Genomic DNA, 12821 nt, shown 5'->3' on the forward strand with positions numbered 1-12821 from the left:
TTTTTTCAAGATCAAAAGATCGCAGCCTGCGGCAGCTCCTACAGGGTGTAAATCAATCCCATGTAGGAGCTGCCGCAGGCTGCGATCTTTTTGCTTTTAAAAGTTACAGGCTGAACCGCCCGACCATGTTGTTCAGGTCCAGCGCCAGGCGCGAGAGCTCGTTACTCGCCGCACTGGTCTGATTCGCGCCGGTCGCCGATTGCACCGACAGGTCGCGGATGTTCACCAGGTTGCGATCCACTTCGCGGGCCACTTGCGCCTGCTCTTCAGCAGCGCTGGCGATCACCAGATTGCGCTCGTTGATCTCGACGATCGCGGTATTGATGGTGTCCAGCGACATCCCGGCACCCCGCGCAATGTTCAGCGTCGATTCGGCGCGCTCGGTGCTGTTGCGCATCGAGTCCACGGCGTGTTCGGTGCCGCTCTGGATGCTGCCGATCATGCGTTCGATTTCGCTGGTCGACTGCTGGGTGCGATGCGCCAGCGCACGCACTTCGTCCGCCACCACGGCAAAACCACGCCCGGCTTCACCGGCACGCGCCGCTTCGATCGCCGCGTTCAGGGCCAGCAGGTTGGTCTGATCCGCCAGACCACGAATCACGTCCAGCACCTTGCCGATGTCACGGGATTCATTCGCCAGATCGCCGATCAGGCTCGCAGTGCTCTGTACATCGGCGCTCATGCGTTCGATGGCGCTGACGGTTTCCTGCACTAGGTCGCGGCCGTCGCCCGCCGAAGTGGTGGCGTTCTTCGAGGCTTCCGAAGTGCTTACCGCATTGCGCGCGACTTCTTCCACGGCGCTGGTCATCTCGTTGACCGCGGTGGCGGCCTGCTCGATTTCGTTGTTCTGCTGGGTCAGGCCACGGGCGCTTTCGTCGGTGACGCTGTTCAGCTCTTCGGCAGCGGAAGCCAGCTGAGTGGCCGAGCCGGAGATGCGCTGCAAGGTGTCGCGCAGCTTCGATTGCATCTTGGCCATGGCCGCCAGCAGACGCCCGGCTTCGTCGGTGCCGTCGACGTGGATCGGCTGGGTCAGGTTGCCTTCGGCGATGGTTTCCGCCGCGTCCAGCGCTTTGGAAATCGGCTTGGTGATGCTGATGGTCAGCAGCCAGGCGAACAGGAAGGTCAGGCCGGTGGCCACGACCAGCAGGGTGACCACCAGATTGAACGCCGAGGAATACTGGTCGACCGCCTCTTGATTGGTCTGGCTGATCTGCTCGCCGTTGATCTGCATCAGGCGGTTGAGCACGGTGTTCATCGCTTCGGAGTTGTTCAGCAACTCGGTGTTGAGCAGGTTGCGCAACTCGTCCACCTGATTGTTGCGCGACAGGCTCTTCATCCGGTCTTCGATCTGCCGGTACTGGCCCAGCAGCTGCACATATTGATCGTAGGCTGCGCGTTCCTGCGGGCCGCTGATTAACGGCTCATAGGCCGATTGGGCGGCGCGGATCTGCTGGTTGCGGGTGTCCAGCAGTTCCATGGTCTTCTGCTGCACGTCCGGCTCGCGATTGACCAGCAAGCGATACGACAGCACCCGCAGGCGCAAGGTCAGCTGCGTGAACTCGTCGAGGTTCTTGATGCTCGGCACGCTGCTGTTGGTGATGTCCTCGGCAGCGCCGCGGATTTTGCTCATCTGATTCAGGGCGAACACGCCGAGAATCAGCATCAGGCCGCCGATCAGGGCGAAGCCGGTGAACGCCCGGGGGGCGATATTCATATTGCGAAGGGACATGGCGCGGATACCAGAAAGGGCCGCATCCATGCGGGCTGAGACTGCTGTATGGATGACTTATCGGTCATACGACTAAAGTCTTGAGGCGCTGTGCGTATTTGTCGCATAGGGGGCTGAGCGACGAAGTGCAGGAACCAGATCGGCAGATCACAGTCTTTTAAACTCGCGAGAACGGTCGGCCGCCAGGAAAATCAAGGCCTTGCGCCGGTATAACCCTGGCATCCGCAGTGACTTTTCTTTATCGTACGCGCCCTTTGAAAAACGCCTGGAAGATCAAAATGTTGGAAGCATCCCTCAGCCAATTGGAACAGCTCGTCAGCGACCTGGTGCAACAGAACCAGACCCTCGCGCAAACCAACCAGACCCTGTCCACGGAACTGGCCCAGGCCAAGGATGAAAACGAAAGCCTGCAACTGAGCCTGATGGAACAGGAAGAGAAGCACGGCGCCACGGCAGCGCGCATCCAGGCTTTGGTTGATCGCGTCAACGCAGGTCCTGTCAGCGCATGAACCACGGCACCGCAGGGGTAAAAGTCATCTCCATTCTCGGGGAGGACTATTCGATCAAGGCACCGGCCGGGGAAGAACAGACCCTGCTGGACGCCGCACTGATGCTCAAGGCCGCTCTGGCCGACACCAAACGCAAATACCCGACGCTGATCGGTGACCGTTTGCTGGTGCTGGCAGCGATGAACCTGTGCTCGCAGCAGATCGAAATGAAGAAGCAGCACCAGCAGGAACTCGACCGTTACCAAGAGCAAGTCAGCGCCACGGTCGACACCATCGCCAAGACCATCAATCAGGGCTGATGGGGTTGCGCACAACCAAAGAATAGATTGTCGATCGGGTTGTATACAATCGGCACGGCTGTTGCATTGTTTCGGCCACTTATTCTTTGGGGGTGCTCCATGCAGTTGTGGCGACGCAGTATTCAATGGCAGCTGATTCTCAGCATGGGCACCGCCCTGTTGGTCAGCATCCTGATCGTGGTTGGCATTTATACCCTGGTGGTCAACCGCCTCGCCCAGAGCTATCTGGTCGAACAAGCGCTGCCGTCGAGCATCGAAGCGACGCGCAACGACATCGAACGCATCCTCGTCCAGCCGCTGACCGCCGCCAAAGACATCGCCAGCAACAGCATGGTGCGCGACTGGCTGGCCTCGGGTGAAGACAGCAGCAAAACAGCAGCCTTCGCGCAGTATCTGGAAGGCATCCGCGCCGAACATAAAGCCTTCACTGCGTTGATCATCGGCAGCGACTCCAATCACTACATCACCGAAAAAGGTCTGGACCGCACCCTCAGCCGGACCAAACCGGCTGATGCCTGGTTCTATTCCTTCCTCGACAGCAACCAGCCGCGCACCCTGAACATCGACAACGATGGCGCCACCGGAGAATTGGCGCTGTTCATCGACTTGAAGGTCGAGCAGGCCGGCAAAGTGGTCGGTGTCGCCGGGCTGGGCTTGAGCATGAAAGAGCTGTCGGAGCTGATCCACAACTTCAACTTTGGCGAGCGCGGCAAGGTCTATCTCGTGCGTTCCGACGGTTTGATCCAGGTCCATCCCGAGGCGCAGTTCAGCGGCAAGCGCACCCTCACGGAGCAAATCGGTGCGTCGGCGGCGCAAGCGGTCATGGGTCAAAAAGTCGCCACCAACAGCTCGTTCCAGCGCGATGGCGAAGACTTCCTCGCCTTCAGCCTGCCGCTGCGCGATCTGGGCTGGACGCTGGTGGCCGAAGTGCCGCAAGCGCAGATCTACGCCGAAGCCCGCAAGGCGATGTGGATGAGCGGCGGTATCGGTCTGGCGGTGGCGCTGGTGTGCCTGGCGCTGGTGGTATGGCTGGCTCAAGGGCTGGTGCGACCGATTCGTCAGGTAACAGCCGCGCTGGTAGCGATCGGTAGCGGCGGTGGAGATTTGACCCATCGGTTAGATTCCAGCCGCGCCGATGAGCTGGGCGATCTGGCTCGGGGCTTCAACCGTTTCCTCGACAGTCAGCGCGGGCTGATCGGCGAAGTCCTGACCACCAGCGAACGCTTGCGCACGGCGGTCGGCCAAGTGGCGAAGGTGGTGGAAAACACCGCCGAACGTTCCGGGCGCCAGCAGGAAATGACCGACATGGTTGCCACGGCGGTGCACGAGATGGGCCTGACCGTGCAGGAAATCGCGCAGAACGCCGGCAACGCCGCACTCGCCTCACAAACCGCCCGGGATGAAGCGCTGCAGGCACGGGAGGTGGTTGGCGGTTCGATTCGTCATATCGAAAGCATGTCCGATGAGATTGGCGTGGCGGCGGGCGCGGTGGGTGAACTGGCGCATCAGGTGGCGTCGATCGATTCGGTGCTGGCGGTGATTCGCGGGGTGTCCGAGCAAACCAACCTGCTGGCGCTCAACGCTGCCATCGAAGCCGCGCGGGCCGGGGACATGGGCCGTGGGTTTGCCGTGGTGGCCGATGAAGTGCGCACCTTGGCGCGCAGGACTCAGGCGTCTACCGACGAGATCCAGCAGATGATCGGCAGCCTCAAGCAAGGCGCGGAAAATGCGGTGTCATCGATGCGTACCGGGCAGGCGGCGACCGGCACCGGGGTTGAGTCGAGCCAGCGTACCGGCGCCTCCCTGACCGCGATTACCGGGCAGGTCGAGCGCATCAGCGACATGAACCATCAAGTGGCGACCGCGACGGAAGAGCAGTCGGCGGTGACTGAAGAGATCAATCGCAACGTGCAGGGGATTTCCGATCTGGCCCGGGCCACGGCGGGAGAGGTGCGGGCGTGTCGTGAGGATTGTCAGATGTTGCAGCGGTTGGCGGATGATCTGGCAAGGCAGATGGGTGGGTTCAAGTTGAGCTGATGTGTTGTCAGTTCGGGCCTCTTCGCGGGCAAGCCCGCTCCCACAGGTCTTGTGACAGGTCACTTAATATGTGAACGCCACATGACCCTGTGGGAGCGGGCTTGCCCGCGAAGACGGCATCAGCAGCGACAAAAAATCCGGATCAAAACCACGCATCCTGCATCGCCAGACACGTATCATCCCGCGCCTCCAGCAACGCCAGCTCATGGTGACAGCCCGGCACTTCCCACGTCAGGAAAAAGCGCGCCGCCTGCAGCTTGCCCTGATAGAAGTCAGCATCTGCCGCATTGCCTTTGGCCAGACCTTCCTCGGCGCGGATCGCCTGTTCCAGCCAGCGCCAGCCAATCACCGTGTGCCCGAATACCTTCAAGTACAGCGCCGAATTCGCCAGGCTGCTGTTGACCTTGCCCTGCGCCAGATCGGTGAGCAAACCGATGGTGACTGTTTGCAGGCGCGCCACCAGTTGCTCCAGCGGCTCACGCAATGCCGTTAACGATTCATACGCGGTCGCGCGCTCGGCGGTGTTGGCGATCAGGCGGATCAGTTGCTTCAATCCGGCGCCGCCGTTCTGCGCCAGTTTGCGTCCGAGCAAGTCCAGCGACTGAATGCCGTGGGTGCCTTCGTGGATCGGGTTCAGGCGGTTGTCGCGGTAATACTGCTCAACCGGGTATTCGCGGGTGTAACCGTGGCCGCCGAGAATCTGGATCGCCAATTCGTTGGCCTTCAGGCAGAACTCCGACGGCCAGGATTTGACGATCGGCGTCAGCAGATCCAGCAACTCATGGGCCTGTTTGCGCTCGGCTTCGGTCTCCAGCGTTGTGGTGTCATCGAACAGTCGCGCCGCGTACAGGCCAAGATCAAACGCCCCTTCGACGTAGGACTTTTGGGTCAACAGCATGCGTCTGACATCGGCGTGCTGAATGATCGCCACTGGCGCGGTGGTTGGATCCTTGCTGTCCGGCACTCGGCCTTGCGGGCGTTCGCGGGCGTATTCCAGCGAATACAGGTAGCCGGCGTAACCGAGCATCACTGCGCCCATGCCGACGCCGATCCGCGCCTCGTTCATCATCTGGAACATGTAGCTCAGGCCATGGTGCGGCTTGCCTACCAGATAGCCTACGCACTCACCGTTGTCGCCGAAGTTCAGTGCCGTCGAGGTGGTGCCGCGCCAGCCCATCTTGTGGAACAGCCCGGCCAGCAGCACATCGTTGCGCGCACCGAGGCTGCCGTCAGCATTGACCAGAAACTTCGGCACGATGAACAGCGAAATGCCTTTGACCCCCGGCGGCGCATCCGGCAGCTTGGCCAGGACCATGTGCACGATGTTTTCCGACAGCGGGTGATCGCCGCCGGAAATGAAGATCTTGTTGCCCTTCAGGCGATAGGTGCCGTCAGACGCCGGCTCGGCGCGGGTACGAATATCCGACAGCGACGAACCGGCGTGCGGTTCGGTCAGGGCCATGGTGCCGAAGAAACGGCCGTCGATCATCGGTTGCAGGAAGCGCTGTTTCTGCTCGTCGCTGCCGAAGCTTTCGATCAGGTTGGCCGCGCCCATGGTCAGGAACGGGTAGGAAGTGGTCGCCGCGTTCGCCGCTTGAAAGTGCGCAAAGCACGCTTGCGACAGCAGCGTCGGCAGTTGCATGCCGCCGGCTTCGAAGCTGCGCGCGGCGTTGAGGAAACCCGCCTCGAGAAATGCGTCCACCGCCGGTTTCACTTCCGGGATCAGAACCGCCTGACCATTTTCGTAGCGCGGCTCGTTCTCGTCGCCCTTGCGGTTGTGCGGTGCGAAGTATTTCTCGGCGATGTTGCGCGCCGTGCCGATGGCCGCATCGAACGTTTCACGGTTGTGCTCGGCAAAGCGCTCACGCCGGGTCAGGCCCTCGGCATCGAGGACTTCGTACAGCTCGAAAGCCAGATTGCGGGAACTGAGCAGCGTCTCGGACATGGCGGCCTACCTGTAAATTGGGGTTGGGCCGAGTCTAGGCGTGCTGATAAAGGCTGAACAGGATGATTGATGGGCGTGATGTTGGAGCCCCGCAACAACTTTGCAAACACCCCAAAACAACTGTGGGAGCTGGCTTGCCAGCGATGGCGGCGGAGCAATCACCATTAATGGTGGCTGACACATCGCTATCGCTGGCAAGCCAGCTCCCACAGTTTTTTCTGCTGAACCGGGCACCTGTGCAGTACCCGGCTTAACGGTTTTTAACCGATAGTCATCAGGCTCGCATTACCCCCCGCCGCCGCCGTGTTGACGCTCAGTGCGCGCTCGATCACCAGGCGCTCCAGCGCGATGTTGGTCTCGCCCTGGGACAGGCCCTGAACGCCAACGATCGCACCGGCACGCTTGGCAATCTGCTGGCACACGCCACGCAACTGGTCGGAATGACCGTGATGCAGAACCGCATCAAACACCACTTCATCCTTGTGCCAGTCGGCAACCCGTTTGATCCGCGCCTGAACGTCCTTCGGCAGGCGTGCGAACAAGGCCTTGCTGATGTCGGATTCCGGCCATACCGCCGAGCCACCGACCGCCAAGACCGCCGCCAGTTGGGTCAGCAGATCGCCTTCGACGTCCGCCAGGCACAGCACGTGTTCACGCGGCAGGATCGCGTAGCTGTTTTTCTCGCCGGTCGGGCCGGCCAGCACGCGGGTGATACCGCTTTGCGACTGCGCGGCGTATTGCACGCACAGGGTGCTCAGTTCGGCGTATTGGTTGCTCTCGGCCCAGGCCTTGAAAGCGTTCAGCGGTTTGCTCATGGCTTCACGCAGACGCACGTCCGGGGCGACGAGTGCATCACCGCGAGCGAAGGACTGTTCGATGGCGTCCGTAGGACGCGTCGACAGCAAGCGGTACAGGTACAGCGGACCACCGGCTTTCGGGCCAGTACCCGACAGGCCTTCGCCGCCAAACGGCTGCACGCCGACCACGGCACCGACGATGTTGCGGTTGACGTAGACGTTACCGGCGTTGACGTTGTCGATCACCTTGGCGATGGTCTCGTCGATGCGGGTGTGTACGCCGAGGGTCAGGCCATAACCGGAGGCATTGATCTGGCCGATCAACTGGTCGATGTCCTTGCGCTTGTAGCGCACTACGTGCAGCACCGGGCCGAAGATCTCGCGTTGCAACTCGTCGAAGCTTTCCAGTTCGATCAGGGTCGGCATGACGAAGGTGCCGCGTTTGACTTCTTCACTGTCGGCGATAGCCACCTGATACACGCTGCGACCTTTATCGCGCATGGCCTGGATGTGCTTGTCGATACCGGCCTTGGCTTCGGCGTCAATCACCGGGCCAATGTCCACGGACAGGCGCTCAGGGTTGCCGAGACGGCTTTCAGCCATCGCGCCTTTGAGCATTTCGATGACGCGGTCGGCGGAATCTTCCTGCAGGCACAGCACGCGCAGGGCCGAGCAACGCTGACCGGCGCTGTCGAAGGCCGAGGACACCACGTCGATCACCACTTGTTCGGTCAGTGCCGAAGAATCGACGATCATCGCGTTCTGCCCGCCGGTTTCGGCGATCAGCGGAATCGGACGGCCCTGGCTGTCGAGACGACCGGCGATGTTGCGCTGCAGCAGGCGCGCGACTTCGGTGGAACCGGTGAACATCACGCCTTTGACGCGCTCATCACCGACCAGACCGGCACCGACGGTTTCACCGCGACCCGGCAGCAGTTGCAGCACGCCTTCGGGAATCCCGGCTTCGAGCAGCAAACGCACGGCTTGCGCGGCAACCAGTGGCGTCTGTTCAGCCGGTTTGGCCAGTACCGGGTTGCCGGCGGCCAGTGCGGCAGCGACCTGACCGCTGAAGATGGCCAGCGGGAAGTTCCACGGGCTGATGCACACCACCGGGCCCAGTGGGCGGTGGGCGTCATTGCTGAAATCGTTGCGCGCCTGCACCGCGTAGTAACGCAGGAAATCGACCGCTTCACGCACTTCGGCGATGGCGTTGGCGAAGGTCTTGCCGGCTTCACGGGCCAGCAGGCCCATCAGTGGCTGGATCTCGCCTTCCATCAGATCAGCGGCACGTTCCAGAATCGCCGCGCGCTCGGCTGGCGGGGTGGCCTGCCAGATTGGCGCAGCATTCAGCGCGCACTGGATCGCGTTGTCGACGTCTTCGACAGTAGCTTCCTGCACGTGACCGACCACATCACGGTGATCCGCCGGGTTCAGTACTGGCGCGGGGGCTTCGTTGCTGGAAGCGCAACCGAGCATCGGCGCGGCTTTCCAGTGGTTGTGCGCGGTGGCGAGCAGGGCGCAGGACAGCGAGGCCAGACGATGTTCGTTGGCCATGTCGATGCCGGCGGAGTTGGCGCGCTCGGCACCGTACAGGTCACGCGGCAGCGGAATGCGCGGGTGCGGCAGGCCGAAACCACCTTCCACGGTCGCCATCTGCTCGATCTGCGCCACGGGATCGGCCACCAGTTCCTGAATCGAAATCGACTGGTCGGCGATGCGGTTGACGAACGAGGTGTTGGCGCCGTTTTCCAGCAGGCGACGCACGAGGTACGCCAGCAGGGTTTCATGGGTGCCGACCGGTGCGTACACGCGGCACGGACGGTTCAGCTTGCCTTCGGACACTTTGCCGACAACCTGCTCGTAGAGCGGTTCGCCCATGCCGTGCAGGCACTGGAATTCGTACTGGCCGGGGTAATAGTTCTGACCGGCAATGTGGTAAATCGCCGACAGGGTGTGGGCGTTGTGCGTGGCGAACTGCGGGTAGATGACTTCCGGCACCGACAGCAGTTTGCGTGCGCAGGCGATGTAGGAAACGTCGGTGTACACCTTGCGGGTGTAGACCGGATAGCCTTCCAGGCCTTCGACCTGCGCGCGCTTGATCTCGCTGTCCCAGTACGCACCTTTCACCAAGCGGATCATCAGGCGATGACGGCTGCGGCGGGCCAGATCGATCACGTAGTCGATCACATACGGGCAACGCTTCTGGTACGCCTGAATCACGAAACCGATGCCATTCCAGCCAGTCAGCTGCGGCTCGAAGCACAGGCGTTCGAGCAGATCCAGCGACAGCTCCAGGCGGTCGGCTTCCTCGGCGTCGATGTTCAGGCCGATGTCGTATTGCTTGGCCAACAGGGTCAGCGACAGCAGGCGCGGGTACAGCTCGTCCATCACGCGCTCGTACTGCGCACGGCTGTAGCGCGGGTGCAGGGCCGAGAGCTTGATGGAAATGCCCGGGCCTTCATAAATCCCACGGCCGTGGGAGGCTTTGCCGATCGAGTGGATGGCTTGTTCGTACGACGCCAGGTACTTCTGCGCATCGTGTTCGGTGAGGGCCGCCTCACCGAGCATGTCGTAGGAATAACGGAAGCCCTTGGCTTCGAACTTGCTCGCGTTGGCCAGTGCTTCGGCGATGGTTTCGCCGGTGACGAACTGCTCACCCATCAGACGCATGGCCATGTCGACGCCCTTGCGGATCATCGGCTCGCCGCTCTTGCCGATGATCCGGCTCAGCGACGAGGTCAGGCCAGCTTCATTGTGGGTCGACACCAGTTTGCCGGTCAGCAGCAGTCCCCAGGTTGCGGCGTTGACGAACAGCGACGGGCTGTTGCCCAGGTGCGGCTGCCAGTTGCCGGTGCTGATCTTGTCGCGGATCAGTGCATCGCGAGTGCCTTTGTCCGGGATGCGCAGCAGCGCTTCGGCCAGGCACATCAGCGCCACGCCTTCCTGGGACGACAGGGAAAATTCCTGCAGCAGGCCCTGAACAATGCCTGCACGACCACCGGCACTTTTCTGGTTACGCAGTTTTTCCGCGATGGTCGCGGCGAGTTTGTTGGTGGCTTCGGCCATCGGAGCCGGCAGGCGCGCCTGCTCGATCAGCATCGGCACCACTTCCGGCTCAGGGCGACGGTAGGCGGCCGTGATCGAAGCGCGCAGTACCGATTGCGGCAGGATGCTTTCAGCGAATTCGAGGAAGCACTGGTGCGCGTGATCGGTGTGGACTTCACCAGCGTCGTCGCTGTCCTTGGCGGTCAAGCCGTTCAGCTCGGTCAGGGTTGCACCACCCTCGAGTTTTTCCAGGTAATTGAAAATTGCCTGCTTGATCAGCCAGTGCGGTGTGCGATCAATCGAGGTCGCGGCAGCCTTCAGGCGCTCGCGGGTCGGGTCATCGAGTTTGACCCCAAGGGTGGTGGTAGCCATATTTTTATCCTCATGGTTGCCACAGTTGCGTGGCATCAGCTGGCGGCAAGATTAGCCGTGCGCCGAAAGAGGTGCAACCGGGTGCAACCCTTTTTTTGTCGGAAAAATTAACGCTTCGTCAGGAATTATTTTCTGGTACTGAAGTGCCGCTCCTGCTTGGTGCTTTTACTTCTAGCGGAGCGCCGTGACTGCGCTAAAAAGGAGCAAAAACGGCGTATTTATCGGTATATCCGACTAGGTGCAACTTAATCGCCAGAAACTGGTTGCACCTTTTTTACTTTGTTGCATAGCATTCGCGCCCAAGGTGCAACCGGGAGTATCCGGTGTATCGGCTGGTGGCTTTCCTGGGGAAACATCAGTCCTAAATGCGCGGGATCCCGAATCGTCTGCCAAACGTCGTCGTTTGCGTGCGATTGATCACTGCTGCTACATAAAAACAAAGCCAGGGCGTACTTAATGAGCGTAAGCAATCCAACACTGATCACGTTCGTGATCTACATCGCAGCAATGGTACTGATCGGCCTCATGGCCTATCGCTCCACCAACAACCTTTCTGACTACATTCTTGGCGGTCGCAGCCTCGGCAGCGTGGTGACGGCATTGTCCGCCGGTGCTTCGGACATGAGCGGCTGGTTGTTGATGGGCTTGCCGGGCGCCATCTACATGTCCGGCCTGTCCGAGAGCTGGATCGCCATCGGTCTGATCATCGGCGCCTACCTGAACTGGCTGTTCGTCGCCGGCCGTCTGCGTGTGCAAACCGAGCACAACGGTGATGCGCTGACCCTGCCGGACTACTTTGCCAGCCGTTTCGAAGACAACAGCGGCCTGCTGCGGATTATCTCGGCGGTGGTGATTCTGGTGTTCTTCACCATCTACTGCGCGTCCGGCATCGTGGCTGGCGCCCGTCTGTTCGAAAGCACCTTCGGCATGTCCTACGAGACGGCGCTGTGGGCCGGTGCTGCGGCGACAATTGCCTACACCTTTATCGGCGGTTTCCTTGCGGTGAGCTGGACTGACACCGTGCAAGCCACGCTGATGATCTTTGCCCTGCTGCTGACGCCGATCATCGTGTTGCTGGCCACCGGCGGCGTCGATACCACGTTCCTCGCCATCGAAGCCCAGGACCCAAGCAACTTCGACATGCTCAAGGGCACCACCTTCATCGGCATCATCTCGCTGATGGGCTGGGGTCTGGGTTACTTCGGTCAGCCGCACATCCTCGCGCGTTTCATGGCCGCTGACTCGGTGAAATCGATTGCCAACGCCCGTCGCATCTCCATGACCTGGATGATCCTGTGCCTGGGCGGCACCGTCGCCGTGGGCTTTTTCGGCATCGCTTACTTCTCGGCGCACCCGGAAGTGGCCGGTCCGGTGACCGAGAACCACGAACGGGTGTTCATCGAACTGGCGAAAATCCTCTTCAACCCGTGGGTCGCCGGTGTCCTGCTGTCGGCGATTCTCGCCGCGGTCATGAGCACCCTGAGCTGCCAGCTGCTGGTGTGCTCGAGCGCCCTGACTGAAGACTTCTACAAAACTTTCCTGCGCAAATCCGCCTCCCAGGTTGAACTGGTCTGGGTCGGCCGCGCGATGGTGTTGCTGGTGGCACTGATCGCTATCGCCATGGCCGCCAACCCGGAAAACCGCGTACTGGGCCTGGTGTCCTACGCCTGGGCCGGTTTCGGTGCCGCGTTCGGTCCAGTGGTGCTGATCTCGGTGATCTGGAAAGACATGACCCGCAATGGCGCACTGGCCGGCATCCTGGTCGGCGCCATCACCGTGGTGGTGTGGAAGCATTTCGAGGTGATGGGCCTGTACGAAATCATCCCGGGCTTCATCTTCGCCAGCCTGGCGATCTACATCGTCAGCAAAATGGGCGAGCCAACCAAAGGCATGGTGCAGCGCTTCGAAGCGGCGGAAAAAGATTTCCACCTGAACAAGTGATGCACTGAGCTGCGGCTCACAGAAAAACGGCCCGTTTCCTACAAGGAGGCGGGCTGTTTTTTTATGCCCGTGATTTCTCGAATCCTGTGGAGATCCAATGTAGGAGCGAGCCTGCTCGCGAATGCGATTGATCATTCAATGAATGTG

At 61.1% G+C, this 12821-nt stretch carries 7 protein-coding genes and 1 pseudogene; 4 read left to right on the forward strand and 4 right to left on the reverse strand.

Translation table 11 applies throughout. The features are described 5' to 3' along the window. Positions 1–103: 103 nt before the first annotated feature. Together AC193Q_RS22555 and AC193Q_RS22560 are read right to left on the reverse strand one after the other, a co-directional pair. Entirely contained in the window at positions 104–976 is an 873-nt protein-coding gene (locus AC193Q_RS22555) for a methyl-accepting chemotaxis protein (protein ID WP_371042268.1), read from the reverse strand. Positions 977–1006: 30 nt separating this feature from the next. Next, positions 1007–1759 (reverse strand): annotated as a pseudogene (locus AC193Q_RS22560) (MCP four helix bundle domain-containing protein); the annotation flags it as partial. Between the two features lie 248 nt (positions 1760–2007). On the opposite strand from AC193Q_RS22560, the gene AC193Q_RS22565 reads away from it, so the two are divergent. From AC193Q_RS22565 to AC193Q_RS22575, 3 genes are all read left to right on the forward strand, one after another. Next, complete coding sequence (locus AC193Q_RS22565) at positions 2008–2238, forward strand: hypothetical protein (RefSeq protein WP_007967306.1); 231 nt, start codon at positions 2008–2010, stop codon at positions 2236–2238. Further along, entirely contained in the window at positions 2235–2537 is a 303-nt protein-coding gene (locus tag AC193Q_RS22570; protein ID WP_007967308.1) for a cell division protein ZapA, read from the forward strand. The genes AC193Q_RS22565 and AC193Q_RS22570 overlap by 4 nt, the downstream gene beginning before the upstream one ends. A 99-nt stretch (positions 2538–2636) precedes the next feature. After that, positions 2637–4574, forward strand: coding sequence for a methyl-accepting chemotaxis protein (locus AC193Q_RS22575; RefSeq protein WP_121183336.1), 1938 nt, complete (start codon positions 2637–2639; stop codon positions 4572–4574). A gap of 142 nt (positions 4575–4716) precedes the next feature. Here the strand turns inward: AC193Q_RS22575 and AC193Q_RS22580 are convergent, their stop codons facing one another. Both AC193Q_RS22580 and putA read right to left on the reverse strand, forming a co-directional pair. Next, positions 4717–6519 (reverse strand): acyl-CoA dehydrogenase, encoded by a 1803-nt coding sequence (locus AC193Q_RS22580; RefSeq protein ID WP_121183338.1) that lies wholly within the window; start codon positions 6517–6519, stop codon positions 4717–4719. Between the two features lie 260 nt (positions 6520–6779). Further along, on the reverse strand, positions 6780–10733 hold the full coding sequence (gene putA / locus AC193Q_RS22585) for a trifunctional transcriptional regulator/proline dehydrogenase/L-glutamate gamma-semialdehyde dehydrogenase (protein WP_121183340.1): 3954 nt from the start codon (positions 10731–10733) through the stop codon (positions 6780–6782). 456 nt (positions 10734–11189) lie between these two features. Here putA and putP point away from each other — a divergent pair, with 456 nt between their 5' ends. After that, on the forward strand, positions 11190–12674 hold the full coding sequence (gene putP, locus AC193Q_RS22590) for a sodium/proline symporter PutP (RefSeq protein ID WP_121183342.1): 1485 nt from the start codon (positions 11190–11192) through the stop codon (positions 12672–12674). The last annotated feature ends 147 nt before the right edge of the window (positions 12675–12821 follow it).

Source organism: Pseudomonas sp. F2, from assembly GCF_057174385.1.

Bases quoted from the DNA above. Each gene is read 5' to 3' on its own strand.
- AC193Q_RS22555 (WP_371042268.1), bottom strand. From the start codon at position 976: ATGGCCAAGATGCAATCGAAGCTGCGCGACACCTTGCAGCGCATCTCC.
- AC193Q_RS22565 (WP_007967306.1), top strand. From the start codon at position 2,008: ATGTTGGAAGCATCCCTCAGCCAATTGGAACAGCTCGTCAGCGACCTG.
- AC193Q_RS22570 (WP_007967308.1), top strand. From the start codon at position 2,235: ATGAACCACGGCACCGCAGGGGTAAAAGTCATCTCCATTCTCGGGGAG.
- AC193Q_RS22575 (WP_121183336.1), top strand. From the start codon at position 2,637: ATGCAGTTGTGGCGACGCAGTATTCAATGGCAGCTGATTCTCAGCATG.
- AC193Q_RS22580 (WP_121183338.1), bottom strand. From the start codon at position 6,519: ATGTCCGAGACGCTGCTCAGTTCCCGCAATCTGGCTTTCGAGCTGTAC.
- putA (WP_121183340.1), bottom strand. From the start codon at position 10,733: ATGGCTACCACCACCCTTGGGGTCAAACTCGATGACCCGACCCGCGAG.
- putP (WP_121183342.1), top strand. From the start codon at position 11,190: ATGAGCGTAAGCAATCCAACACTGATCACGTTCGTGATCTACATCGCA.